The organism is Rhodoferax ferrireducens, assembly GCF_031458075.1.
Lineage (GTDB): Bacteria > Pseudomonadota > Gammaproteobacteria > Burkholderiales > Burkholderiaceae_C > Rhodoferax_B > Rhodoferax_B ferrireducens_A.
In genome coordinates, this window is sequence record NZ_JAVDXT010000005.1 from 390,852 (window position 1) to 415,237 (window position 24,386).

Annotated in this window: 22 protein-coding genes; 10 read left to right on the forward strand and 12 right to left on the reverse strand. The window is 64.8% G+C overall.

The features are described 5' to 3' along the window. Positions 1–39 precede the first annotated feature (39 nt). Positions 40–2,133, reverse strand: a complete 2,094-nt coding sequence (gene recG / locus J2X19_RS22910; RefSeq protein WP_310376789.1) for an ATP-dependent DNA helicase RecG — start codon at positions 2,131–2,133, stop codon at positions 40–42. 166 nt (positions 2,134–2,299) lie between these two features. Between recG and J2X19_RS22915 the strand changes: the two genes are divergently transcribed. Beyond that, on the forward strand, positions 2,300–3,535 hold the full coding sequence (locus J2X19_RS22915) for an HD-GYP domain-containing protein (protein WP_310376792.1): 1,236 nt from the start codon (positions 2,300–2,302) through the stop codon (positions 3,533–3,535). Between the two features lie 3 nt (positions 3,536–3,538). Here J2X19_RS22915 and J2X19_RS22920 read toward each other — a convergent pair whose 3' ends face one another. The 6 genes from J2X19_RS22920 to J2X19_RS22945 are packed head-to-tail and all read right to left on the reverse strand — an operon-like array spanning position 3,539 to position 10,448. After that, entirely contained in the window at positions 3,539–4,084 is a 546-nt protein-coding gene (locus tag J2X19_RS22920; RefSeq protein ID WP_310376793.1) for a response regulator, read from the reverse strand. Continuing rightward, a complete protein-coding gene (nosR, locus tag J2X19_RS22925; RefSeq protein WP_310376795.1) occupies positions 4,084–5,433 on the reverse strand; it encodes a response regulator c-di-GMP phosphodiesterase, NosR family in 1,350 nt (449 codons plus the stop codon). The genes J2X19_RS22920 and nosR overlap by 1 nt, the downstream gene beginning before the upstream one ends. 3 nt (positions 5,434–5,436) lie before the next feature. Continuing rightward, positions 5,437–6,375 carry an ATP-binding protein gene (locus tag J2X19_RS22930; protein ID WP_310376800.1) on the reverse strand — a complete coding sequence of 313 codons (939 nt, stop codon included), beginning with the start codon at positions 6,373–6,375 and terminating at the stop codon, positions 5,437–5,439. 9 nt (positions 6,376–6,384) lie between these two features. After that, positions 6,385–7,227 carry an HDOD domain-containing protein gene (locus J2X19_RS22935; protein ID WP_310376802.1) on the reverse strand — a complete coding sequence of 281 codons (843 nt, stop codon included), beginning with the start codon at positions 7,225–7,227 and terminating at the stop codon, positions 6,385–6,387. Continuing rightward, positions 7,224–7,538, reverse strand: coding sequence for a hypothetical protein (locus tag J2X19_RS22940; RefSeq protein WP_116606614.1), 315 nt, complete (start codon positions 7,536–7,538; stop codon positions 7,224–7,226). Before J2X19_RS22940 ends, J2X19_RS22935 begins: the two co-directional genes overlap by 4 nt. A 3-nt stretch (positions 7,539–7,541) precedes the next feature. Continuing rightward, a complete protein-coding gene (locus J2X19_RS22945) occupies positions 7,542–10,448 on the reverse strand; it encodes an EAL domain-containing protein (protein ID WP_310376805.1) in 2,907 nt (968 codons plus the stop codon). A 370-nt stretch (positions 10,449–10,818) separates the two neighbouring features. Here J2X19_RS22945 and queA point away from each other — a divergent pair, with 370 nt between their 5' ends. The 8 genes from queA (at position 10,819) to J2X19_RS22985 (ending at position 19,052) form a co-directional block, all read left to right on the forward strand. After that, entirely contained in the window at positions 10,819–11,868 is a 1,050-nt protein-coding gene (gene queA, locus J2X19_RS22950; protein WP_310376807.1) for a tRNA preQ1(34) S-adenosylmethionine ribosyltransferase-isomerase QueA, read from the forward strand. Between the two features lie 2 nt (positions 11,869–11,870). Further along, a complete protein-coding gene (tgt, locus tag J2X19_RS22955; protein ID WP_310376809.1) occupies positions 11,871–13,067 on the forward strand; it encodes a tRNA guanosine(34) transglycosylase Tgt in 1,197 nt (398 codons plus the stop codon). Positions 13,068–13,278: 211 nt separating this feature from the next. Continuing rightward, positions 13,279–14,790 (forward strand): amidohydrolase family protein, encoded by a 1,512-nt coding sequence (locus J2X19_RS22960; protein ID WP_310376811.1) that lies wholly within the window; start codon positions 13,279–13,281, stop codon positions 14,788–14,790. A 32-nt stretch (positions 14,791–14,822) separates the two neighbouring features. Further along, positions 14,823–15,923 carry an ABC transporter substrate-binding protein gene (locus tag J2X19_RS22965; RefSeq protein ID WP_310376813.1) on the forward strand — a complete coding sequence of 367 codons (1,101 nt, stop codon included), beginning with the start codon at positions 14,823–14,825 and terminating at the stop codon, positions 15,921–15,923. A gap of 12 nt (positions 15,924–15,935) precedes the next feature. After that, a complete protein-coding gene (locus J2X19_RS22970) occupies positions 15,936–16,799 on the forward strand; it encodes an ABC transporter permease (RefSeq protein ID WP_310376815.1) in 864 nt (287 codons plus the stop codon). Continuing rightward, on the forward strand, positions 16,799–17,605 hold the full coding sequence (locus tag J2X19_RS22975; protein WP_310376816.1) for an ABC transporter permease: 807 nt from the start codon (positions 16,799–16,801) through the stop codon (positions 17,603–17,605). The genes J2X19_RS22970 and J2X19_RS22975 overlap by 1 nt, the downstream gene beginning before the upstream one ends. Then, a complete protein-coding gene (locus J2X19_RS22980) occupies positions 17,602–18,465 on the forward strand; it encodes an ABC transporter ATP-binding protein (protein ID WP_310376818.1) in 864 nt (287 codons plus the stop codon). Before J2X19_RS22975 ends, J2X19_RS22980 begins: the two co-directional genes overlap by 4 nt. A gap of 26 nt (positions 18,466–18,491) precedes the next feature. Next, positions 18,492–19,052: a hypothetical protein gene (locus tag J2X19_RS22985; RefSeq protein WP_310376820.1), complete on the forward strand. Its 561-nt coding sequence runs from the start codon at positions 18,492–18,494 to the stop codon at positions 19,050–19,052. A gap of 100 nt (positions 19,053–19,152) precedes the next feature. Here the strand turns inward: J2X19_RS22985 and J2X19_RS22990 are convergent, their stop codons facing one another. The 5 genes from J2X19_RS22990 to J2X19_RS23010 all read right to left on the reverse strand — a co-directional run bounded on the left by J2X19_RS22990 (position 19,153) and on the right by J2X19_RS23010 (position 23,328). After that, positions 19,153–20,367 carry an MFS transporter gene (locus J2X19_RS22990; protein WP_310376822.1) on the reverse strand — a complete coding sequence of 405 codons (1,215 nt, stop codon included), beginning with the start codon at positions 20,365–20,367 and terminating at the stop codon, positions 19,153–19,155. Positions 20,368–20,457: 90 nt separating this feature from the next. Further along, positions 20,458–21,516, reverse strand: coding sequence for a serine endopeptidase (locus J2X19_RS22995; RefSeq protein WP_116606604.1), 1,059 nt, complete (start codon positions 21,514–21,516; stop codon positions 20,458–20,460). 12 nt (positions 21,517–21,528) lie between these two features. Beyond that, positions 21,529–22,332 (reverse strand): DUF2145 domain-containing protein, encoded by an 804-nt coding sequence (locus J2X19_RS23000; RefSeq protein ID WP_310376824.1) that lies wholly within the window; start codon positions 22,330–22,332, stop codon positions 21,529–21,531. Positions 22,333–22,346: 14 nt separating this feature from the next. Continuing rightward, on the reverse strand, positions 22,347–22,805 hold the full coding sequence (locus J2X19_RS23005) for a hypothetical protein (RefSeq protein WP_116606602.1): 459 nt from the start codon (positions 22,803–22,805) through the stop codon (positions 22,347–22,349). A gap of 16 nt (positions 22,806–22,821) precedes the next feature. Continuing rightward, positions 22,822–23,328, reverse strand: a complete 507-nt coding sequence (locus J2X19_RS23010) for a YiaA/YiaB family inner membrane protein (protein WP_405048726.1) — start codon at positions 23,326–23,328, stop codon at positions 22,822–22,824. A 127-nt stretch (positions 23,329–23,455) separates the two neighbouring features. Here J2X19_RS23010 and J2X19_RS23015 point away from each other — a divergent pair, with 127 nt between their 5' ends. Further along, the gene (locus tag J2X19_RS23015) at positions 23,456–24,304 is read left to right on the forward strand and encodes a PA4780 family RIO1-like protein kinase (protein WP_310376827.1); all 849 of its coding nucleotides are present in this window, start codon (positions 23,456–23,458) and stop codon (positions 24,302–24,304) included. The last annotated feature ends 82 nt before the right edge of the window (positions 24,305–24,386 follow it).

Here is a 24,386-nt window from a genome sequence, read left to right on the forward strand (position 1 = left end):
CCAGACCAGCGGAGCCCAACCAGGCGGACAGCACCTAGCTCAGGCCTTCAGGTATTCGGCCTTGCCGCCCAGCCAGCGCAGCACATGCTGCTCGGCCAGCGCCGGGTAGCGGTCCAGCATCTGGGGCGCCAGCTCGCGCGCCCATTCCAGCAGCTCGCTATCGGTTTCCAGGTCGGCAAAACGCAGCAGCGGCGCGCCCGACTGGCGCGCGCCCAGAAACTCACCCGGGCCGCGGATCTCCAGGTCGCGGCGGGCGATCTCGAAGCCGTCGTTGGTCTCGGCCATGGCTCTCAGCCGGGCCCGGGCAATCTCGCCCAGGCGCGGCGCATCGCCGGTGGAATACAGCAGCACACAGGCCGAGGCCGCCGCGCCGCGCCCGACCCGGCCGCGCAGCTGGTGCAGCTGGCTCAGGCCGAAGCGCTCGGCATGCTCGATCACCATCAGCGAGGCATTCGGCACATCGACCCCGACCTCGATCACCGTGGTGCTGACCAGCACGCCCATCACGCCGTCGGTGAACAAGCCCATCACCGCCTTCTTCTCGGCCACCGCCATGCGCGAATGCAGCAGGCCGACCAGTACGCCGGGCAGGGCTTCGCTCAGATCAGCATGGGTTTGCGTGGCGTTGACCAGGTCCAGCGCCTCGCTTTCCTCGATCAGCGGACAGACCCAGTAGATCTGCCGGCCCTCGTCGATCTGGGCGCGGATGCGCTCGATGACCTCGTCGCGCCGGGCGTCGTTGATGACCTTGGTGACGATGGGCGTGCGCCCCGGCGGTAGCTCGTCGATGGTGGACACGTCGAGGTCGGCGTAGTAGCTCATGGCCAGCGTCCGCGGGATCGGCGTGGCCGTCATCATCAGCAGATGCGGTTCCAGCGCGCCGTCGACCAGCTTGCTGCGCAGCGCCAGCCGCTGGGCCACGCCAAAGCGGTGCTGCTCGTCGATCAGCGCCAGCGCCAGGTTCTGGAACACCACTTTCTCCTGGATCACCGCATGCGTGCCGACCACCAGCGCGGCCTCGCCGCTGGCTATTCTTTCCAGCATCTCGCGGCGTTGCTTGGTCTTCTGGCTGCCGGTCAGCCAGGCCACGCATTTGCCCAAGGGGGCCAGCAGCGGCTCCAGCCAGCCGACCAGTTTGCGGAAATGCTGGTCGGCCAGGATTTCGGTCGGCGCCATCAGCGCGCACTGCCAGCCGGCGTCGATGGCGGTGCAGGCGGCGAGCGCGGCGACCACGGTTTTGCCGGAGCCCACATCGCCCTGCAGCAAGCGGTTCATGGGAATCGGCAAGGCCAGGTCGGCGGCGATCTCCTGGCCGACCCGCTGCTGCGCCGCCGTCAGCGCAAACGGCAGTGCGCCCAGCAGGCCCTGGCGCAGGCCAGCGCCTGGCAGCGCGGCCAGGGGCGGGGCCTGCAGGCGGTCGCGCTCGCGCTTGGCCTGCAGCTGCGACAGCTGCTGAGCCAGCAGCTCTTCGGCCTTCAGCCGCTGCCAGGCCGGGTGGCTGCGGTCTTCCAGCGCAGTCAGCGACACATTGGGCGCGGGGTGGTGCAAAAAAGATAGCGCCTCGCGCAGGCTGTAATTGCGCTGGAGGCCTGTTTTATTCAAATATTCGGAGTTATAGGGCGGGCAGCCGGGCGGCAGGGTTTCGCTTAAGGGGGCGCGCTGCAGGCCGCCCAGCACGGCGCGGCGCAGATAGGCCTGGGGCAGGCCGGCCACGCTGGGATACACCGGGGTCAGCGCCGTCGGCAGATCGCCACCGGCCAGCTTGAACACCGGGTGCAGCATCTGCCGGCCCAGAAAGCCGCCCTTGACCTCGCCGCGCACCCGCAGCCGCGCGCCCACGGCCAGAGTCTTCTGGTGCGAGGGATAGAAACTAAAAAACCGCAGCTGGCAGGTATCGCTGCCGTCGTCTACCGTCACCACCAGCTGGCGGCGGCCGTGCAGTGTGACTTCGCTGTGCGTCACCAACGCCTCGATCTGCACCGTCTCGCCCTCGCGCGCATCGGCCAGGCGGGTGATGCGGGTTTCGTCCTCGTAGCGCAGCGGCAGGTGCAGGGCCAGGTCGATGTCGCGCCGCAGCCCGAGTTTGAGCAACGCTTTCTGCGCGGGATTGAGCTTGGGCGGAGGTGCTGCCATGGGGGCGGATTTTGCCTTGTTGTGCCAATCCACCAGCGCAGCGCAGAAAGGCCCTGGTTCGCCACTTTTAGCCTGGGTAAACACCGGCTCTACGCCATACTCTGTAAAAACTTGTTCCAACGTGCATTTGGCCCGCCCAGCCTTGCTCCATTCAACGCAGCGCAACATGCTTAAACGAATCCACGTTCAACAGCTCGCCTTGGGCATGCACATCGACGGCTTTTGCGGCCCCTGGATGGAGCACCCGTTCTGGCGCAACCACTTTGTGCTGACCGACCCCCAGGATATCGCGCTGATTCTGGCCAGCAGCATCCAGGAGGTCTGGATCGACACCAGCAAGGGCAAGGACATTGCCGCCGACGCGCCAGCCCTGGCGCAAGCCGAGTCTCTGGCCGCCGTGGTGCAGGAGGTGCACGCCGCCGAGGCCACGCCCTCTGATACCCAACCCACTTCTCTGGCCGCCGAATACAAGCGGGCCGCGGAGATTTGCGCCAAGTCCAAGCGGGCCATCATGACCATGCTGCAGGAAGCGCGCATGGGCAAGACCGTGGATACCGAGCTGGCCTCGCACATGGTGCAAGAGATTTCAGATTCGATGCTGCGCAACCACGAAGCCATGATCAACCTGGCCCGTCTCAAGACCGCCGACGACTACACCTATATGCACTCGGTGGCGGTATGCGCGCTGATGGTGGCGCTGGCACGCCGCCTTGAGCTGGACGAAGACGTCACCCGCTCCATGGGGCTGGCCGGCCTGCTGCACGATCTGGGCAAGGCCATGATGCCCATGGATGTGCTAAACAAACCCGGCAAGCTGACCGACGCCGAGTTCGCCATCATCCAGTCGCACCCCGTGCAAGGCCACAAGCTACTGGTCGAGGGCCAGGTGCAGGACCCGATCGTGCTCGACGTGGTGCTGCACCACCACGAGAAAACCGATGGCACAGGCTACCCGCAACGGCAAAAAGACGAACAAATCAGCCTCTACGCCAAGATGGGCGCGGTCTGCGATGTCTACGACGCGATCACCTCCAACCGGCCCTACAAAAAGGGCTGGGACCCGGCCGAGTCCCTGAAACGCATGGCCGAATGGACCCATGGCCATTTGGACGCCCAGGTGTTCCAGGCCTTTGTGAAAAGCCTGGGCATCTACCCTACGGGTTCGCTGGTGCGGCTGACATCGGGGCGCATAGGCGTGGTGGTCGAACAGAATGCCGCCACCCTGCTCAAGCCACTGGTCAAGGTGTTCTTCTCGACCAAGTCGGATATGCGCATCCCGCCCCAGGTGATCGACCTGTCCGCCGAAGGCTGCAAGGAAAAGATCGTAGGGCGCGAAGACCCGGAAGCTTGGCACTTCCCGGACCTGAACGAGCTGTGGTCGGGCATGGCGCCCCTCGCCTGACGTTCAGTTCGAGGGCTTGTGTGGCGGCTCCAGCACCTCGCCGTCCGGCCCCCAGTCGACTCTGGTGATGCCGGGCTCCATAGCTTCCAGCCGGCGCGCCTCCAGCTCGGCCGCGCTCAGATCGCCAAACTGCTGCCGCCCTACATCGGCCAGCTCGCTCTCGTGCCGCAGATGGGCGGCGCGCTCCAGCGCCTGGCGGATGTGGTCGGTGAAATCCTTCTCGTCCCAAGGCTTCATGATGTAGCGAAAAATTTCCACATCGTTGACGGCCCGCATCAAGGTCTCGAAATCCGAGGTGGCGCTCAGAATCATCCGCACCGCCTGCGGCTGGATGTAGCGCACCAGGCCCAGAAACTCGGTGCCGGTGATCAAGGGCATGCGGTAGTCGGAAACCACCACGTCAAACGGCACCTGCTTGAGCCGAGCCAGGGCCTGCTCTGGGTCGACCGTGGTTTCAACCACCAGCGCCGCCCCGAAGCCCGAACGCAGCACGCGCTTGAGTGCAGACAGCACATGGTCCTCATCATCCAACAGCAAGATACGTTGCATCATGGCCTCCAAGACGATTTTTTGATCGGTAGCTTCAGCGGCATGCCCTCACGGCCCTCGCGCAGCTGTATGCGCCGGATCAGGTCGGCCGACAGCACATGGTCGGCCGCCAGCAGCACCACCCCTTCGGCGGACACCAGGTCGGTGGCCAGCGCCATGCCGGAGCGCAGGTCCTTGATGTCGGTCATCACCGGCTGGGCCTCTACCGCGACGGCGGCTTCGAGCAGCACCTGCAGAAACACATCCACCACTTCGGGGTGGAACTGGGTGCCGCGCCCGCGCGCAATCATGGCCCGCGCATCGGCGGCACCCAGATTGCCCGAACTCAGATGCCCATGCAGCAAATCGTCATAGGTGTCGGCCACAGCCAGAATGCGCGCGCCCACCGGAATCGCATCGCCAACCAAGCCGTCCGGATAGCCATGCCCGTCGTGGCGTTCATGGTGCGAGCGGATCAGGGCCGCCACACCTTGCATATCCTCCAGCGGCATCAAGGCCTGCTCGCCTAGCACCGGATGCTTGCGGTACAGCACCAACTCTTCCTCGGTCAGCCGGCCTACCGGCCGCGCGAGGATGTGGTCGGACAAACTGATCTGGCCGATGTCGTGCATCAGGCTGGCAATGAACAGGTCTTGCTGCTCGGCCTCGACCAGGCCCATGGAGCGCCCGGTGCGGCGCGTGAGATCCACCACCCGCCGCGCATGGCCCGACAAGCTGCCGCCGCGCCACTCCATCAGGTTGGAGAAGACCTTGATCGAGGTCAGGTAATTCTTTTTCAGCTTCTGCGTCAATAGCGACAGCTCGCTGGTACGGGCTTGGACCTTTTCCTCCAGGCTTGCGTTCAGCGCCAGCAGCTCGGCGTTCTTGATCTGGAGCAAGGCCTCCAGCCGGTGCTTCTCGCGCTCCAGGGACTGGCGTTCGAAAACCTGGCGGGCGGTACCCAGAATTTCGGCGTCGTCCCAGGGTTTGGTGATGTAGCGGAACACCTCGCCGCTGTTGATGGCAGCAATCGTCGACTTGATGTCAGCATAGCCGGTCAGCAGCACCCGCACCGTGTCCGGCCAACGCGCACGCACCTGCTCCAGCAACTGGGCGCCATCCATGCCGGGCATGCGCATATCCGAGATCAGCAGATCCACCGGCTGTTGCGCCATCAGCTCCAGCGCCTCGGCGCCGCTGGTGGCGGTGACCACGCTGTAGCCGGTGCCGCGGAACAGGCGGCGCAAGGCAGCCACGATGTTCGGTTCGTCATCCACGCACATGACGCGGTACACGTGGGCGGACGGCGGCTCGGCACTCGGGCCATCGCCCAAGGGCGCAGGGGCTTCACTGTCCATCAAAGATGCCACGGTTCAGTCCTCGTTAGGGTGTTGCACCGGCAGGCTCACCCTAAAGCGGGTACCCACGCCGACTTCGCTGAACACATCAATCTGGCCAAAATGTTTTTTGACGATGCCGTACGACAGCGACAAGCCCAGGCCCGTGCCTTTGCCCACCGCCTTGGTGGTGAAGAAGGGGTCAAAAATCCGGCCCAGGTTCTCTTTGGCGATGCCGCCGCCGTTGTCTTCCACATCGACCCACACCGTATCGCCTTCGGTGCCGGTGCGGATGGTGATCAGGCCGCGCTCCGCCTGGATGGAATGGGCTGCGTTAACCAACAGGTTCATGAACACCTGATTGAGTTCCGACGGCAGGCATTCGATGTCCGGGATTTCGCCAAACTCCTTCACTACATCGGCCTTGTATTTGATCTCGTTGTTGACGATGTTCAGGGTGGAGGAAATGCCGTGGTGCAGGTCGGCCAGCACCCATTCCTGCGAGGTGTCCACGCGCGAAAAATCCTTCAGGTTCTGCACGATGTTGCGCACCCGGGTGATGCCGTCCTTGGACTCGTTCATCAAGGTGGGGATGTCTTCCTTCAGGAAATCCAGCTCCACTTTCTCGCGCAAAGCCTTCAGCTGCGCCGCCACCGGGGTGCCGGCCAGCGCGGGTTCGGCCTGCTCGTAGGCCGATAGCATCTGGAACAGGTCGTCAAGGTAGCGCTCCAGCGTGCCAAAGTTGGAGAAGATGAAACCGATGGGGTTGTTGATCTCGTGTGCCACACCCGCCGCCAACTGGCCGATGGAGGCCAGCTTTTCGGACTGCATTAGCTTGTCTTGCGCATCCGAGAGCCGTGCGTTGAGCTGCTTCAGCTCTTCGTTGGCACGCAGCAGCTCCTTCACCTGGTCGCCGGTAAGGTTGTCACCCATATCCGGCGCGGTGGACGCAACAGAATTGCTTATCGTGTTCAAGGCTGGCTCCTACGTTAAAAGGATCTGGCAGACGGATTCGTACTGCTGCTCGGTGGCATAAAACACCTGGGCGTAGGCACTCTCGCCCAGCCCCAGCCGGGACCAGGCAGGCAGGGACAACGCTGGCACCATGTCGCCGTCCTGGTGCGACAAGTCCATCGCATGCGCGATGTTGTCGGCCACATGTACCACGTCGGTCAGGCTTTTCTCCGGCGTCTCGGGTGGGCTGTGGTGCTCGACAATCGCGGCCACGATGGCTGGCGAAAAGTTCCAATGCTCGGCAATCAGCCCGCCCACCACGGTGTGGTTGGTCCCCAAAATATGCTGCTCGGCCACCAGGTTCAGACAATCCTGCTCGCGCCGATAGGCCATGGCCGCAGCGTATTGCGCGCTGTAATGTGTGGCCAGCACCAGTCGCCCGATGTCATGCAGCAGGCCCAGGGTAAACGCCGCGTCCTCGTCCAGCCGCGCCGCCTGCGCCACAGAGCGGGCGCACAAGGCGGTACCAATGGAATGGCGCCAGAACGCGGCGAAGTCAAAGCTCGAGCCCTCCGGCCGCGGAAAACCGCCCACCAGGCCGGCAGCCGTGGCGATGCTGCGCAAGGTACGCAGTCCGAGAATCGTGGTCGCTTCGGCGATGGAAGTCACCTGGCGCGACAAGCCATAAAAAGAGGAATTGGCCAGGCGCAGGGTCTTGGACGCCAAGGCCTGATCATGCGAAATCTTGACCGCCAGTTGCTCCATATTGGCATGCGGGTCGCCCATGCACTGGATCAGCTCCATCACGATGGCCGGCAAGGCCGGCAGGTCACGCGCACTGCGCAGAATTTCCTGGGTGGACAAGCTGGTCATGGGCTTCCTCCCTGCCGATAACGTGCCACCATATGCAGCAAGGGGTTGACTTGGCCGGCTTGCAGCGCATGCCGGAACAGGTATTGCAATCTCTCGTCGGTTTGCGCTTGCAGCGCCAGTGATTCCACCGCATCCGGTGCGGCAGCCACAATCACCAGGCGGGTTACCCCCCGCTGCCGCAGGCTGTCCAGCCGCGCCGGTGTGAGCAAGGTACCCGCAGACAGCAGCACCTGCTGGTGCACGTCGAGCACCGGTTCGGCCAGCACGGCGGCCTCCGGCACGTCCTCGATGGCAACCGTGGTTTTGTGCATGGCCTACACCAGGGACAGGCCAGGGCCTGCCGGGGTCAACACCAGCAACTTGCCCCGGGAATGGGACTCCTCGCCGATCACCCGGCAGACCACGCGGTAGGCCTGCGCAGCAAACTGCAAGTCGTGGTAGGCCCCATCGGCCTGGCGCCAGACCTGCAGCAACTCGGGAGACAGCACCTCATCGGCATCGCGCCCCAGCAGCAGCGCCGCACTGCCAAACAAAGCCTCTGCGTCGGCATTCACAAAAGCCACCATGCCCGCCAGGTCCAGGCCGATGATGGCCGTCGGGATCAGGTCCAGCACCTCGCGCGCCACCACCAGGCTGTTGGACTCCCGGTTGATCTGCTCGCGCTGCTCGGCCAGCAGGGTTTGCAGACGCTCGTTCACCGCGCTCAGTTCCTGGTTGGCCACGATCACCGCGCGGCCCAACCGGCTGTTCTCGTCGGCCATCTCCTTGTGCGAAAAGGCTTCTGCAATATGCCCGCGCAGGCGCTCATCGTCCCAGGGCTTGGTCAGGAACTTGTAGATCGCGCCTTCGTTTATGGCATCGGTGATGGACTGCAGCTCGGTATAGCCCGACAAGACCATGCGCACGGTTTCGGGATACAGCTCCTTGGCCCGGCGCAGAAACTCCACGCCGGTCATACCGGGCATGCGCTGGTCGGAGACGATCACATCCACCGCATGTTCGGCCAGGCGCTGCAAGCCCTGGGCGCCGCTGTTGGCGGTCACCACGTTGTAGCCGTCGCGGCGCAGCAGCCGCTTGAGCGAAGCCACGATGTTGTCCTCATCGTCCACCAGCAGCAAGGTGCGCTGGTGGGTGCGCCGCAGCAGCAGATGCTCGGGCAACTGCCGGCCTTGGCGCAAGACTTCGGCCATAGCGTCCGCCGGGATGGAGGTGCTGAAATAATGCCCTTGCATCTGGTCGCAGTGGTTGGCAATCAGCAGCGCCAACTGGCCCTCGGTCTCCACGCCTTCGGCCAGCACCTTCATTTGCAGGCTGTGGGCCATGGTGATGATGGCCCGGGTGATGGAAACGTCTTGCGACGCAGCAGTCACATCGTGCACAAACGAGCGGTCCACCTTGACCACATCGATAGGCAAAGTCCGCAGATAACTCAGGTTCGAGTAGCCGGTACCAAAGTCCTCCAGCGAGATCTCGATGCCCATGGCCTTCAGCTCGCCAAGTACCCGCGTCACATGGGCACGCTCGCCCAGCAGTACGCCCTCGGTGATCTCCAGGCCCAGGTAACGCGACTCCAGCCCGGTTTCCGCCAGGATCGTTTGTATGCGCTGGACAATGTCGGACTGCAGCAGTTGCCGGGCCGACAGGTTCATCGCCAACCTGCCCGGTGCCAGGCCCTGCCGCTGCCAGGCCAGCGACTGTTCGCACAGGCTGCGCAACACCCATTCCCCGATGGGCACGATCAAGCCGGTTTCCTCCGCGACGTCCAGGAACGCGGTACGCGCACCCAGCGGCTGCCCTGACGCATGCCATTGCAGCAAGGCCTCGGCGCCCACCACCGCACCACTGACCAGGTCCAGCTTGGGTTGGTAATACAGCTCAAATTCATTGCGCTCCAGGGCGCGCCGCAAGCCGGACTCCAGTGCCAGCCGCGTCACGGCTTTGGACTGCATGTCGACACTGAAAACACAGATCTGGTTGCTGCCCAGCGCGTCCGCATGGTAGGTCGCGGCCTGGACATGGTGGAGCAGTTCTTCAGGTTCCTGCCCATGCTGGGGAAACAGCGCGATCCCCATGCCACAGGTCACCTTGATCTCGTTGTCACCCACCATCAAGGGCACACCCAGCGCATCCATCCACGCCACCGCGAGCTGCCGCGCCAGCGGTTCGTCCATGGGCTCATCGCGCGCCAGCAGCACCGTGAATTCGCCATTGCCGAAGTGCGCCAGCATGTCACTCGCGTCCAGGTTCTCTTGCAAGCGGCCGGCTACGGCTGCCAGTAAAAGATTTCCCCCCGCCTTGCCCAGGGATTCGCTGACCAGTTTCAATTGGCCAATTTGGATACCGATGACGGCAATCTGGACTTCCTTGCGCTGGGCCTCTCGCAACGCCGTATCCAGCCGCTCGCTGAGTGCATTGCGGTTGCGCAGCCCGGTGATTTCATCGGTGTTCGCCAGCGTATCCAGGCGCTGCTCGGCCGCGCGTTGCTCGGTGATGTCCTGCAAGATGGTGACCGAGCGCACAACCTGGCCCTGGGCATCCGCCTCGGCCAGGCCGCGGTGCAGTACCGTGCGCAAACTGCCATCGGTATGCGTGATGCGGTGCTGGAACTCCAGAATCTCCCCGGGCGATACGCCTTCACTGATGGCCTGCACATACGGTCGGTCGGCCGCCGGCACGCGCGACAACAGCCATTCCCGCGTGACGGTCGCCTCGCTGGGCGTTTCACCAAAGATATTGAACATGCCGGAGGACAAGGTCATGGCCCCGGTCGCCAGATCCATTTCTGCCGACCCGATGCGGGCCAGTTCCTCTGCGTTGTTCAACAGTTGCGCCCGTGACTGGGCCATACGTGTCGCCCGCTTGATGTCACTGACGTCATGCAAGGTGACAAGATCGGCCACGCCATTGGGAAGCTCAATGCGAACACCCCGGACCTGCGCCGAAAACTGCGTGCCATCTTTGCGTATGCATTCGATTTCATACACATGCCCTGGCACACCTTCCACCCGTGCCTGCACCTGTTGACGCACATAGTCACGGTAGTCAGGAGCCGTGAGTTCCGCCGCCTCCATGCCATAAAGGTCGTCTTCCGGCAGATAGCCGAACAATTGCTTCAAGTTCGGATTGACGTACACCAGGCAATGTTCTTGCACCACGAAAATCGCAGCCTGCACCTGCTCCAGCAAGAAACGATAAGTGTCAACGGGCAAATTAACGGACACGGCATTCCCACCCGCGTGATGTGCTGGAAGAGCTGGCGGCCAAGCTGGCAACGGCAGATAAAAGCTTAGGCCTCAAATCCATAAGCACGACCGCAATACGCCACAGAAAGTCGTGCCGCCCGGGCCAGCTTCGCGTGGAAACATGCATATGTGTTGACCTCCTGCCACGGTGCATGCTGTTCGCATGCCAATGGTTTTACCCACTTTACACCCGCGAAACCCATTCTGCCGTATCCGCAAGAATCCAGGACGCAACAGACGCAGGTATATACCCACTTTGCATGACGCTGCTCGGCTCTCCCGCCCGCATGGGACAATCCACAGCTTTTTCCAAAACTCTTGGTATGGGCTTGTCCAGCCCTCAAGTTACATGCGACCCTACACCCTCAGCGATTTCGACTTCACTCTGCCGGAGGCCTTGATTGCCCAGCACCCGGCCCCAGAACGCAGCAGCTCCCGCCTGCTGGACGGCAGCAGCCCCCAGGCACAGGACCGCATCTTCCGCGAGCTGCCCAGCCTTTTGCGCGCCGGTGACCTGCTGGTCTTCAACGACACCAAGGTGCTCAAAGCCCGCTTGTTCGGCGAAAAAGCCAGCGGCGGCAAGGTCGAACTGCTGGTCGAGCGCGTACTCACCGGCAACCAGGTTGCTGCCCATATGCGGGTCAGCAAGAAGCCCGAGCCCGGCGCTACCATCAGCCTGGTAGGCGATGGCGGTTTCCGCGCCACCCTGCTGGGCCGCTGGCCCGATGCCGACGGCACGCTGTTCCGCTTCGTGCTCAGCAACGACGCAGGCGACGACCCCTACACATTGATGGAACGCCACGGCCATGTGCCGCTGCCGCCCTACATCACGCACACCGATTCGGCCGAGGACGCGCAGCGCTACCAGACCGTGTTCGCCCGCGCACCCGGCGCCGTGGCCGCGCCCACCGCCGCCCTGCACTTTGACGACGCTTTGCTGGCCGAACTCGAAGCCCGTGGTGTACAGCGCGCCAGCGTCACCCTGCACGTGGGCGCCGGCACCTTCCAGCCGGTGAAAACCGAGAACATCGCCGAGCACCAGATGCACAGCGAGTGGTACGAAGTGCCTACCGCCACCCAGCAGGCGATTGCGGCCTGCAAGGCCCGTGGCGGCCGGGTGGTCGCCGTGGGCACCACCACCGTGCGCACGCTCGAATCCTGGGCCCAGTCCGGGCTGGCCAGTGGCGACACCCGCATCTTCATCACGCCGGGCTTTGTATTCCAGCATGTGGACCTGCTGGTGACCAACTTCCATTTGCCCAAGTCCAGCCTGATGATGCTGGTCAGCGCGTTTGCCGGCTACGAGCACATCATGGACCTGTACCGCCACGCCATCGCCAACCAATACCGTTTCTTCAGCTATGGCGACGCCATGCTGCTCCAGCGAAAGACCGCCTGACCATGTTGAAATTTGACCTACTCGCCACCGATGCCCCTTCTGCCGACGGCAGCTACGCTGGCAGCCATGCGCGCCGCGGCACTTTGACGCTAAACCACGGCGTGGTGCAAACCCCGATCTTCATGCCCGTGGGCACCTACGGCACCGTCAAGGGCGTGATGCCCCGCAGCCTGGAAGAAATGGGCGCGCAGATCATCCTGGGCAACACCTTCCATTTGTGGATGCGCCCGGGCCTGGACGTGATGGCTCAGTTCGGCGGCCTGCACCAGTTCGAGAAGTGGAACAAGCCCATACTCACCGACAGCGGCGGATTCCAGGTCTGGAGCCTGGGCGAGATGCGCAAGATCAGCGAAGAAGGCGTGAAGTTCTCGTCGCCGGTGAACGGCGACAAGCTGTTCCTGACGCCCGAGATCAGCATGCAGATCCAGACCACGCTGAACTCCGACATCGTGATGCAGTTCGACGAATGCACGCCCTACGACACCAAGGGCCATATCACCACCGAGCGCGAAGCCCGCAACTCCATGGAGCTCAGCCTGCGCTGGGCCAAGCGCTGCCAGGCCGAGTTCGCCCGGCTTGCGAACCCGAACGCGCTGTTTGGCATCGTCCAGGGTGGCATGTTCGAAAACCTGCGCCAGGAGTCGCTGGACCAGCTGGTGGAGATGGACTTCCCCGGCTACGCGGTCGGCGGCGTCAGCGTGGGCGAGCCCAAGGACGAGATGCTGCGCATCATGGCCCACACGCCGCACAAGCTGCCAGCCCACAAGCCGCGCTACCTGATGGGCGTGGGCACGCCCGAAGATCTGGTGCAAGGCGTGGCCGAAGGCGTGGACATGTTCGACTGCGTGATGCCGACCCGCAATGCGCGCAACGGCACGCTGTTCACCCGCTATGGCGACCTGAAGATCCGCAACGCCCGCCACAAGACCGACGAGCAGCCGCTGGACGTGACCTGCAGCTGCCACGCCTGCGCCGGCACAAGCGGCGTGTCCTACGCCAATGGCGGCCGCGACGGCTTCAGCCGCGCCTACCTGCACCACCTGGACCGCTGCGCCGAAATGCTCGGCCCCATGCTGGCCAGCATCCACAACCTGCACTACTTCTTGAACCTGATGCGCGAAATGCGCGAGGCGCTGGACGCGGGTACGTTCGGTGCATTCCGCGCGCAGTTCAAGGCGGACCGGGCGCGCGGGGTGTAAGCGGTGTGCGGCGCCCGGCCGCACGTAACGCTACATAATTCATAGCTGCCAGCGCAGACAATACCTGCGCGATAGGCAGTTTTTATCTAAAGGCAGCACTTCCTGCTCAGAAAAATTCCGTCTTAGGTAACACGGAATCCTTCGTTGGCCTGCATGCCATCGGCTTCTACATTGAAAGGCCGATCTGCATTGCACCCCACGGAGAATTCTGATGAACGACCGCCTGTACACCGCCCAAGCCTCGCGTTCCGCTGCCGTCAAGGTGCGGCTGGACCACCCGGTGATCGACACCGATGTGCATGTCAACGACTTCGCGCCGGCGCTGGAAGACTATGTGCACCACTACGGTGGCACGGCCCTGGTGGAGGCGCTGCGCAAGGCCCTGGGCGGCCGCTTCGCCACCAAGAGCGCGGCCGGCAAGGACTGGTACCAGCAGACAGCCGAGGAGCGCCAGCACAACCGCACGCTGCGCGCGCCCTGGTGGGCCCGGGTCACCCGCAATACACTGGACCTGGCCACCTACACCCTGCCGGATCTGCTGGCCGAACGCCTGGCCGAGCAAGGCGCCGACTACTCGGTGCTGTTCCCCAACGACGTGCTGTCGCCGGCCGCCGCCGGCACCGAATTCCGCCAGCCGCTGCACCGCGCGATCAACCACTTCCACGCCGACCAGTACCGCAAGCACGCGCACCGCCTGACCCCGGTGGCCGGCATCCCGATGCACACGCCGCAAGAGGCCATCGAAGAGCTGGAATTTGCGGTGAACACGCTGGGCCTGAAGGTCATCAACATCCCCGGCGGCGTGCGCCGGCCCATCCCTGCCGTGGCCGCGCTCTACCCCAAGGACGTGCACCCCGAGGTGGCCAAGCACGCCACCTACACCGACTTCTTCGGCATCGACAGCGCGCACGACTACGACCCGTTCTGGGCCAAGGTGGTGGAGCTCGGCGTGCCGGTCACCACCCATTACGGCAGCCAGGGCTGGACCGGCCGGCAGTCGATCAGCAACTACATGTTCAACCACGTAGGCCACTTCGCCGATGGCTCGCAGGCCTTTGCCAAGGCGCTGTTCTTCGGCGGCGTGACCAAACGCTTCCCCGGCCTGCGCGTGGGCCTGCTGGAAGGCGGCGCCGACTGGGGCTCGCACGTCTACACGCATCTGGTGGACCGCTGGGAAAAGCGCAACCGCCATGCGGTGCAGAACTACAACCCCGCGCATGCCGACATTGAGTTGCTGGCTTCGCTGTTCGAACGCTACGGCCAGGACCTGACCAAGGGCAAGCCGGTGAACCGCGAGACCCTGCTGCGCGACAGCCTGGGCATCTCGGCGCTGCCGCACAGCCGCGATCCGGTGGATGATGAGCTGGACGATTTCAAAGCCGCCGGCATCGAAAGCGTGGAAGACATCCGCGACCGCTGGGTGAACAACTTCTTCTTCGGCTCCGAGGCCGACGACCGCACCGTGGCCGCGGCCTTCAACCACAAGGTGCACCCGCTGGGCGTGAAGATCAACGCCATCTGGTCGTCCGACATCGGCCACTGGGACGTGCCGGACCTGACCGAGCCGCTGGCCGAAAGCTGGGACCTGGTGGAGCAAGGCGTGATCTCGGCCGCCGACTTCAAGGCCTTCACCTTCGGCAACCCCTACAAGTTCTACACCGAGGCCCATCCGCGCTTCTTCGAAGGCACAGACATCGCTGACAAAGTACGCGGCAAGGTCTGAGCGGCTCTCTATTCCATTTCCAAGGTAGCACCATGTCCAAAGCATTCTCCAAAATCCGCCGCATCAGCCTGGCCGCCGCCGGTCTGGCGCTGTCCATTGCCTCCTTCTCGCTGCAGGCCGCGCCGCAGGTGATACGCATCGGCGTGGCCACCGCCGGGGGTGGCGACCCGGTCAACTGGGGTGGCTCGCCCGGTGGCGTGGTGCGCGGCAACCAGTGGCTGGAGGAGGAGTTCAAGGCATCGGGTGTGCAGGTCGAATGGCTGTTCTTCAAGGGCGCAGGGCCAGCCGTGAATGAAGCGCTGTCGAACAAGCAGATCGACTTCGCCTACCAGGGCGACCTGCCCCAGGTCATCGGCCTGGCCAACGGCCTGAAGACCAAGCTGCTGCTGGTCAGCGGCGCGCGCAACAACCTGTATGTGGTGACGCCGCCGCAGTCGGAGATCCGCGGTATCAAGGACCTGAAGGACAAGAAGGTATCGATCTTCCGCGGCACCAACGGCCACCTGGTGGCCAACAATGTGTTGGCAGCCAACGGCCTGGCCGAGCGGGACCTGAAGGCGGTGAACCTGGACACCGGCAGTTCACAGGCCGCCCTGGTGTCGAACGGTGTGGACGCGGCTTTTGGCGGCTACGAATGGTTCAAGGTGCGCGACCAGGGCCTGGCCAAGGTGGTCTATTCCACCCAGGGCCAGGACCCGGCCTACACCCGCCAGGCATCGCTGCTGGTGCGTGAAGACTTCGAGAAAGAGAATCCGGCCGAAGTCCAGCGTGTCGTCGACGTCTTCGTGCGCGCGGCCGACTGGGCCTCGGACGAGAAGAACCGGGCCGAGCTGTTCAAGCTCTGGGCGCGCAGCGGCACGCCGGTGGCCTCGTGGGAGGCCGAGTTCGACAAGCAGGACCTGGCGGTACGCAACTCGCCCCTGGTCGACGACTTCATCATCGGCCGCTACAAGGCGGTGGTCAGCGATGCGGTCAAGCTCAAGCTGATACGGCGCGAAGTGCCGGTGGACGGCTGGTTCGACACCCGCTACCTGAAGGCCGCGCTGAAGAAGCAGGGCCTGGAAAACCGCTGGACCGCCTTCGACGCCAAGGGCAAACCCAAGACCGGTGCGGCCACGGTGGCCTCGAAGTAAGCATAGACGCCCATGTCCGCTGACGCCACCGCCACCCTGCCGGCCCCGGCCGAGCAGGCCGCCACCCCGCCGCTGAGCACCGGCTCCACGGTGCAGCATCTGCTGCACCGCACGACCGCGGTGCTGGAGCCACTCTGGCTACCGCTGACCCTGCTGGCCCTGTGGACGCTGGGCGCGGCCCAAGGCTGGATCTCTGCCCAGGTGCTGCCACCGCCACTGTTTGTGCTGGAGACGCTGCAGGACCTGGCCGCCAGCGGCGACCTGTGGCTGCATGTGTCGGCGAGTTTGCAGCGGGTGCTGGTGGGCTTCGCGGTCGGCAGCCTGATCGGCCTGGCCCTGGGCACGGCCATGGGCTTGTCGCGCAGCGTGGAAGCCTATGTGCTGCCCAGCTTCAACGCGCTGGTGCAGATACCGGTGCTGGCCTGGCTGCCGTTTGTGCTGTTGCTGGTCGGCATAGGCGAGCCGCTGAAATACATACTCATCGCCAAGGCGGCACTGGTGCCGGTGGCGCTGAACACCTTGCAGGGCTTTCGACAATCCCCCGTGAACCTGCGCGAAGTGGGCGAGGTCTATGGCTATACGCGGCGCCAGCAGGTGCTGGAGATCGTGCTGCCCACCGCCGTGCCCACGCTGTTCACCGGCATCCGCCTCGGTTTCACCAAGGCCTGGTTGTCGCTGGTGGTAGTCGAGCTGGTGGCGTCGAGCGAAGGCCTGGGCTATTTGATCGTCTACGGCCGGCAGCTGTTCCAGCTGGACCTGGTGATGGCCGCGGTGATCGTGGTCGGCGCCATCGGCTACGCCATCGACCGGCTGCTGGATCTGACCGAGCGCCGCTTCATCGGCAGCCGCGTAGCCAGCGCCGAGGGAGCGCACTGATGGCCGGCGCACTCGACAACGCCGAGCTTGCCACCGTCGTGCCGCTGGCCGTGCCCGCCAGCCAGCGCTGGCGCGGCCTGGTGCTGCCGGTGGCCGCTGTCGCGCTGTGGTGGCTGGTCTCCAAACTCGACCTGGTGAACTCCGCCCTGCTGGTCTCGCCCGCCAAGGTGCTGGAGACGGCCTGGGAGATGGTTAGCAGCGGCCGGCTCTGGCGAGCCCTCAGCGCCAGCCTGGCGCGCGAGCTGACCGGCTTCTTCATAGGCACAGCCTCCGGCCTGGTACTCGGCGCGCTGCTCGGCCTGTGGCCGCGCTTCAACCGCCTGGTTGGCCCGAGCTTCAACACCTTCAAGCAGATCTCGCTGTTCGCCTGGATTCCACTGATCTCGGTGTGGTTCGGCCTGGGGGACGTGGCCAAGGTGGTGTTCCTGTCGCTGGCCGCGCTGGTGCCGGTGGTGGTCAACACCGCGGCCGGCATCCGCAACACGCCGGCCAGCCTGCTGGAAGTGGCCCGCGTCTATGGCTACACGCGCTGGCAGACGGTCACGCAGGTGGTACTGCCCTCGGCGATTCCGTCGATCTTCACTGGCGTCTACCTGGCGCTGATCTATTCCTGGCTGGCCACCATCGGCGCCGAATACCTGCTGGTATCGGGCCGCGGCGTCGGCAATCTGCTGATCGAAGGCAGCGAGCATTTCCAGATGGACCTGGTGATCTTCGGCATGGCGGTGATCGGCGTGGTGGGCTGGTTAATGAACGCATCCGCGCGCCTGCTGGAACGGCGCATTTTCAAAGGTAGAACAACATGACGACTGAGACCGTGGTAGCCAACGAGCTCGACATCCGCGGCGTGGGCAAACGCTACGCCAGCACCCAGGCCGCAGGTGGCACGCTGCAGGTGCTGCAGAACATCGACCTGCACATCCCCAGCGGCCAGTTCGTCAGCATCGTCGGCGCCAGCGGCTGCGGCAAGTCGACGCTGCTGCGCCTGGTGCTCGGCCTCGATGCCGACTACGAGGGCCAGATCCTGCTCGATGGCGAACCCATCACCGGCACGGGGCGCGAGCGCGGCATCGTGTTCCAGGACCATCGCCTGTTCCCCTGGCTCACCGTGGCGCAGAACATCGCGGTAGGCCTGCGCAACGCACCCTTCACCGAAGGCCAGAAGCGCGGCCTGGTGGCCGAACACGTGGCCCTGGTGGGCCTGGAAGGCTTCGAACACTCTTATCCGCACCAAATCTCCGGCGGCATGGCGCAACGCGTGGCGATCGCCCGCGGCCTGGTGAACCGGCCGCGCGTACTGCTGCTGGACGAGCCGTTTGGCGCACTCGATGCGCTGACCCGCGCGCGCCTGCAGGGCGAGCTGCAGCGCATCTGGCAAAAGGAAAAGATCACCATGCTGCTGGTCACCCACGACGTGGAGGAAGCCGTGTTCCTGGGCGACCAGGTGGTGGTGATGCAGCCGCACCCGGGGCGCATCCGCCGCACCGTGCGGGTCGATCTGCCGCACCCGCGCAATCGCAGCGACCCGGCCTTCATCCGCCTGCGCGACGACGTGCTCAGCGACTTCCTGGACCCGCGCGAACGCGGCCCTAGCGAGGTGTTTCCCGCCGCACCGGCGGTACCCGTATTTCCGGCGCAGGGGCGGCCGCTGCAGCTGGCCTGGTAGCTTGGCGCACGGCCGATAATTTGCCCATGAGCAAATCCTACGTCGATGCCAACTACCGCTTTATCGCCGCGAACCAGGAGGTCAATGCCCGCATTGTCCAGCGGCAGCAGGCCCTGGCCCTGTATGTGACCCTGGTGGTGAGCCTGCTGGCCGCGCTGGTGGCGCTGCGGCCCGGCGCAGGTGCCGAAGAACCACCGATCGAATGGCTGTTGCTGGGTTTTCCGGTGGCGTCGCTGTGCCTGGCGCTGCTCAACTACAAGGCCGAGCGCGCGATTTCCAACCTGCGCACTTTTCTGTCCGAGCTCGAACGCCTGGACAACGCCCACCAGACTTTGCCCAGCTACAACACCGAACCGCGCTGGGCCAAAGGCGCCAACAAGGCCCGGCGCTTCCATGACTTCGCCACCACCATGCTGGCCGCAGGCGGCAATGCCATCGGGCTGGGCGCCGCCTGGAAGATTTATCCGCTGCGGCTCGGTGGCAGCAGCGTGTTTTTATATGGCAGCGTACTGCTGGCGCTGGCGTCGCTGGCCATACTGTTGCTGACCCCGCAATGGAGCTACAGCCCCGACGCAGCAGACCGCTGAACCGCAACACTATGGCAGAGACGCGACCGCAGAGGCACTATCTATTTGATAGCTGCCTGCGCTGATTCCACCTGCGCCAGCGGCATGATTTATCTAAAAATCAATGGGCAAAAGCCGCAGCGTCCCGCGCTGCGCCCGCTTGGCGGCCGTACTTGCGGTCCTGGGCCCGGGCGACGAAAGTCATGCCAAACGCCAACAACGCCAGCGCCGCGCCCACCCAGGGCAGCTGCGCATAGGACACACCCGACTGGATGGCCAGGCCGCCCAGATAGGCGCCGCCCGCACAGCCGATGTTGAAACCGCCCTGGTTCAGCGTGGAAGCCAGATTGGGCGAGCCGTGGGCAGCGTCCATCACGCGGATCTGCAGGGCCGGCACGGCGGCGAACGAAATGACGCCCCAGACGAACAGGGTCAGCAGCGCCGGGCCCCAGTAGGCGCTGGTCAGCGTGAAGCCCGCCAGCACCAGGGTCAGCAGGAAGAAGATGGCCACCAGCATGCGCAGCGGCCGGCGGTCGGCCAGGCGTCCGCCCAGCAGATTGCCCACCGTCAGGCCCACGCCGAACAGCAGCAGGAACAGGCTGACGCCGTCATCGCTGACCTGGGTCACACCGCTCAAGATCGGGCGGATATAGGTGAAGACGGAAAACAGGCTGGCCGCCGATACCCCGCTCAAGGCCATGCCCAGCAACACCCGCGGGTCGCGCAGCATGCTGAACTCCTTGGCCAGGCCGGGGCCGGGCACAGCCGCCATGCGCGGCAGCAAAGCCGCCAGCCCCACCAGCGCCACCAGGCCGATGGCCGCCACCACGCCGAAGGTATAGCGCCAGCCCAGCGCCTGGCCCAAGGCAGTACCGCCGGGCACGCCCAGCACATTGGCCAGGGTCAGGCCGGCAAACATCAGCGCCATGGCCTGGGCCCGCTGGTCGCGCGGCACCAGGTCCGCGGCCACCACCGCGCCCATGCCGAAGAAGGCCGCATGCGCGAACGCGGTAAACACCCGCGCCGCCATCATCAGGCCGAAGCTGGGCGCCAGCGCGCACAGCAGATTGCCCAGCATGAAGATGGCCATCAGGGTCAGCAGAGCACCCTTGCGCGGCGCCTTGGACAAGGTCACGGCCATCAGCGGTGCGCCGACCACCACGCCCATGGCATAGCCGGTGACCAGCATGCCGGCCGAGGGGATGGACACATCCAGGTCACCCGCCACCTCGGGCAGCAAGCCCATGATGACGAACTCGGTAGAGCCTATGCCGAAGGAACCCACGGTCAGGGCGAACAGGGGCAGGCGGGTGCGCAAGTGGTCAAGCAAAGACATGGTGGGGCAGCCCGTGCGGGTCGCGGGCCAGGTTCAGATAGGGGATAACCCGTATCTTAAATGCAGCCCCCTGCCCGTGCCGGACTGTGGCTAAGTTCCCACAGGCTCTGCCGGGCGGCTCGCCGAGGTGCCGCAGGCGTGGCAAAACTTGGCGAACGCGCTCTTGCGGGTGTGGCAGGGCGCGCAGTGGTCGAACAGGCCGATGCCGCAGTGCGGGCAGAAGTCGATGCTGTCGTTCTTCAGGTCCACCGGGCGTTCGCAGCCCGGGCAAACGCTTTTGGCCAAACGGGCCAGGGCCACGTCGTAGCTGAGTTCCTCGCGGCGCTGGGCATCGGGCAGGGCTTCGGCGAGCTTTTGCTTTTCCAGGTAGCGGTTCAGTCCCACGATGGCCTGGCGTCCGACCAGCACGGTGAGCACGATGCCGACCACATAGCGCACATAGCCGCCGTAACTGGGCAGATACGGCACGAGTTCGACAAAAAAGGCGAACAGCGCAAAGTAGATGAAACCCCAGACAAACGGCCAGTAGGTGCTTTTGCGCTGTTTCACAAACAGCCAGCCGGCAATGGCCAGCAGCGGCAGGGTGAGCGCCAGCCGGTAGCCGAACACCCGCAGCTCCTGTTTGCGCTGCGCCTGGTCCAGGCCGGTCTGGGCCGATTCTTCCAGCGCTGTAAGCCGGGTTTGCGCGGCCTGCACCGACTGGCGGGCATCCAGCGCAATCTGCTCCTGCTGGTCGATCAGGGTCTGGGCGCTACGCTCGGCGGCCTTCAGCTGGTCCAGCGCCTTGGTGCGGCTGAGCAGCTCGGGGTCCTGGTCGGAGCGGCCGGTGGCGTGGCGCGTGGCCAGCCAGTTGTCAAAGGTTTCGCGGGCCGCCGCGCCATTGGACTGGGCCACCTGCAGCTTCAGGTTGGCCTGCTCCAGCGCGGTGTCGGCATCGCGTTCGGCCAGTTGGCCGGCTTTGACCGCGGCCCGCGCCTCGGTGGCCGCCGGCTTGTCGATGAAGTCCTCCAGGGTGAACTGGTGCTCGACCTGGGGCAGATCGCCCACCACGCTGCCGCCCAGGCCGATCAGAAAGCCCGCAAAAATGAAGGCCACCAGCCACAGGCCGCGGCGGAACCACTTTTCGGACAAACGCAGTGCTTTGCTCATACCAACTCCTTGTTACAGCGCCAACTGTACGGGCGCGCCCGCCAGTTGTGCGCGTTGCAGCCAGCTGAATACCGAATCCACGGTGATGGTCTCGATGCGGTCGCTGAAGCGCTTCTCGTTCGGGTGGTCGTCGAAGGCCACATTGGCCTTGGTGGCGCGCGCGCCGAGCCGGGTCAGCGGCCCGATCTTGAGGGTGGTGGGCGTATAGCCCTTGAACTTCAACCAGGCCTGGGCCCGCTCGCGCGAGTCCGTACTGGGCTCCATGGCGGCGGCCAGGGTTTCCAGCGCCCACTGGTTCGACTGCTGGTACTTGGTCGCCCAGGCATAGCTGACCAGACTGTAGGGCTTGCTGTGCAGGCGGGTGGCGCGGGGGGTGTCTTGTAGCAACACCAGCAGGCGCTCTTGGACCTCGGGCGTGGGCACGGCCCAGGCGGCTTCATAGCGCCAGAGGTCGTCCATGAAAAATTCGCCCAGGCCCTGGCGGTAGATGGAGGCATCCGGTGTGCCGCACTGGTTGAGCTTGTGCAGCACCCGCCACACATAGCCGCCCTGGCCGTCGGGCTGGCGGTAGGCAAACCCCAGGTGCGAATAGCGCAGGCCGTACGGGCTCAGGTCTTGCCCGGCGCGGGCCAGGATCACCACCCGCGCGCCGCTGGCGTCCAGCGCCACCAGGGTGCGTTCGGCCAGGGTGAGGCCGCGCTCTATGGTGGCGGCCTTGGGCGGCTGCTCGGCATCGCAGGAACGCCCGGCCAGCGCGGGTGGGGCCAGCCACAGGCCAACACACAGACAGATGGCGGGCAGAATTTGCAGGCGCATGGCGGGCTTTCGGTTCAGTTGGTCACACGTTCGTTGTGCAGCAAGGCCCGGCCCAGCGCGTTCGGGATGAAGGCAATCGCCTCACCCGCCGCCGACAGCAGGGTGCCCGCGCCGATCACGCTCACCGTGACCACGCTGCCCGCCACCAGCGATGCGCCCGCCACGCCCTTGCCGACTACTTCAATACTGGCCTGCGCACCGTCCGAGGCGCGCTCCAGCAGATACACCGTGCCGCGGGCGGTGGACTGCACCGTCTTGACCACCAGTACCGCACCGGCGGTGGACAAGGCAACCGGCAGCGCCACCACCGCGCCCGCGGCGGCACTGGCGCCCACCACGACCGAGGCCACCGGCAGGGCCGACACGGCGCTCAGCGCCGAGGCCTCGCTCTGCGCCTGTGCATCAAAAAAGGCTCCGCCGAAGATAGAGAATGCGCTGGCAGCTATTAAAAAAGTAGCAAACGTCTTGTTCATGGCTTTTCCTTGGGGCTTATTCCGCAGCCGTGTCGGCACGCGCCGCCCGGCCTTGCAGACGGGCTTCGCCCACATCCGCGTCATGCTTGTCGCGCAGCGTCTTGGCCAGGGTGAAGGTGCAGGTAATCAGGTACAGCCAGCTCACGCCGAGGAAGGCCTTGTAGGTTTCGTTCACGTCCATGCGCGCCAGGCCCCAGCCGGTCAGGCCCATGGCCAGCAAGAAGCCACCCCAAACCACGAACTTGAACATCGGCGTGTCGGCGACGCGGGCTTCACCCTGGGCGCGTTCGTTGTCGCGCACAAACTTGGCCAGTACGAAGGCCGCCGACAGGCAGAAGAAGTAACCCATCACCATGAACGCCCGGTCCAGGTCCTGTCCCGGCAGATAGGCCAGGCCGACGGCGCAGACAAAGATGGCGATGGCGAACGACAGCCAGACCTGCAGCGACCAGGCTTTGGAGTCGCGGTGGATCAGAACGGTTTTGGAGGCTTGCATGGTTTCCTGCGAGGGGTGGTTGAACATGGGCGCCATTGTGTCCAGCGCCCGGCCTTGTCCGTACGCATTCTTCGTCTAGTTTGATGAAATACGCTACCGGGTATCGAATTACGATACTTTTGACCGCGGAGGTGCGCGGTGCAAAATGGGCCGCATGAAAGCTCCCCCCAGACTGCAAGCCTTGGTCGAAGAAGGCCTGATCGACACCGTGGTCCGCCAGCTGATGAGCGGCAAGGAAGCCATGGTCTACGTGGTGCGCCGCGGCGACCACACCCTGTGCGCCAAGATCTACAAGGAAGCAACGAACCGCAGCTTCCGCCAGGCGGTGGACTACACCGAAAACCGCAAGGTGAAGAACAGCCGCCAGGCCCGCGCCATGGCCAAAGGCAGCAAGTTCGGCCGCGAAGCGCAGGAGGCGGCCTGGCAAAGCGCCGAGGTCGATGCGCTGTACAAGCTGGCCGATGCCGGCGTGCGCGTGCCCCGGCCGTACAACTTCTTTGAAGGCGTTCTGCTGATGGAGCTGGTCACCGATGCCGCTGGCGACGCCGCGCCGCGCCTGAACGACGTGGTGTTCAGCGCCGAGGATGCACGCCGCCACCACGCCAGCCTGCTGGCCGAGGTGGTGCGCATGCTGTGCGCGGGCACGGTGCATGGCGATCTGTCGGAATTCAACATCCTGCTGGCAGCGGATGGCCCGGTGATCATCGACCTGCCCCAGGCGGTGGATGCTGCCGGCAACAACCACGCCCAGCGCATGCTGCTGCGCGATGTGCTCAATCTGCGCGACTTCTTTGGCCAGTTCGCGCCCGAGCTGCTGCACACCGACTTCGGCCCCGAGATGTGGGAGCTGTACCAGCGCGGCCTGCTCAGCACCGAAGTGACGCTCACCGGCCATTACCAGCGCAAAACCGGCGCCGTCGACATGGGCAGCGTGCTGCGCGAAATTGACGATGCCCGGGCCGAAGATGCCGCCCGCAGGCTGCGGATGCAGCAAAGCGGGTAGAACCCTACCCAGCCCGATAGCCTTGCGGGGCCGATGCAGGCTAAGATCAAGTGCATCTCTGCATGGCGGAAAGCGCCCTCTT

Excerpts from the sequence above, each read along its gene's own strand:
- J2X19_RS22965 (WP_310376813.1), top strand. The coding sequence starts at position 14,823 with ATGTCCAAAGCATTCTCCAAAATCCGCCGCATCAGCCTGGCCGCCGCC.
- J2X19_RS22975 (WP_310376816.1), top strand. The coding sequence starts at position 16,799 with ATGGCCGGCGCACTCGACAACGCCGAGCTTGCCACCGTCGTGCCGCTG.
- J2X19_RS23005 (WP_116606602.1), bottom strand. The coding sequence starts at position 22,805 with ATGAACAAGACGTTTGCTACTTTTTTAATAGCTGCCAGCGCATTCTCT.
- recG (WP_310376789.1), bottom strand. The coding sequence starts at position 2,133 with ATGGCAGCACCTCCGCCCAAGCTCAATCCCGCGCAGAAAGCGTTGCTC.
- J2X19_RS22935 (WP_310376802.1), bottom strand. The coding sequence starts at position 7,227 with ATGACCAGCTTGTCCACCCAGGAAATTCTGCGCAGTGCGCGTGACCTG.
- J2X19_RS22940 (WP_116606614.1), bottom strand. The coding sequence starts at position 7,538 with ATGCACAAAACCACGGTTGCCATCGAGGACGTGCCGGAGGCCGCCGTG.
- queA (WP_310376807.1), top strand. The coding sequence starts at position 10,819 with ATGCGACCCTACACCCTCAGCGATTTCGACTTCACTCTGCCGGAGGCC.
- J2X19_RS22960 (WP_310376811.1), top strand. The coding sequence starts at position 13,279 with ATGAACGACCGCCTGTACACCGCCCAAGCCTCGCGTTCCGCTGCCGTC.
- J2X19_RS22970 (WP_310376815.1), top strand. The coding sequence starts at position 15,936 with ATGTCCGCTGACGCCACCGCCACCCTGCCGGCCCCGGCCGAGCAGGCC.
- tgt (WP_310376809.1), top strand. The coding sequence starts at position 11,871 with ATGTTGAAATTTGACCTACTCGCCACCGATGCCCCTTCTGCCGACGGC.
- J2X19_RS22920 (WP_310376793.1), bottom strand. The coding sequence starts at position 4,084 with ATGCAACGTATCTTGCTGTTGGATGATGAGGACCATGTGCTGTCTGCA.
- J2X19_RS22985 (WP_310376820.1), top strand. The coding sequence starts at position 18,492 with ATGAGCAAATCCTACGTCGATGCCAACTACCGCTTTATCGCCGCGAAC.
- J2X19_RS22990 (WP_310376822.1), bottom strand. The coding sequence starts at position 20,367 with ATGTCTTTGCTTGACCACTTGCGCACCCGCCTGCCCCTGTTCGCCCTG.
- J2X19_RS22995 (WP_116606604.1), bottom strand. The coding sequence starts at position 21,516 with ATGAGCAAAGCACTGCGTTTGTCCGAAAAGTGGTTCCGCCGCGGCCTG.
- J2X19_RS23000 (WP_310376824.1), bottom strand. The coding sequence starts at position 22,332 with ATGCGCCTGCAAATTCTGCCCGCCATCTGTCTGTGTGTTGGCCTGTGG.
- J2X19_RS23010 (WP_405048726.1), bottom strand. The coding sequence starts at position 23,328 with ATGTTCAACCACCCCTCGCAGGAAACCATGCAAGCCTCCAAAACCGTT.
- J2X19_RS22980 (WP_310376818.1), top strand. The coding sequence starts at position 17,602 with ATGACGACTGAGACCGTGGTAGCCAACGAGCTCGACATCCGCGGCGTG.
- J2X19_RS23015 (WP_310376827.1), top strand. The coding sequence starts at position 23,456 with ATGAAAGCTCCCCCCAGACTGCAAGCCTTGGTCGAAGAAGGCCTGATC.
- J2X19_RS22915 (WP_310376792.1), top strand. The coding sequence starts at position 2,300 with ATGCTTAAACGAATCCACGTTCAACAGCTCGCCTTGGGCATGCACATC.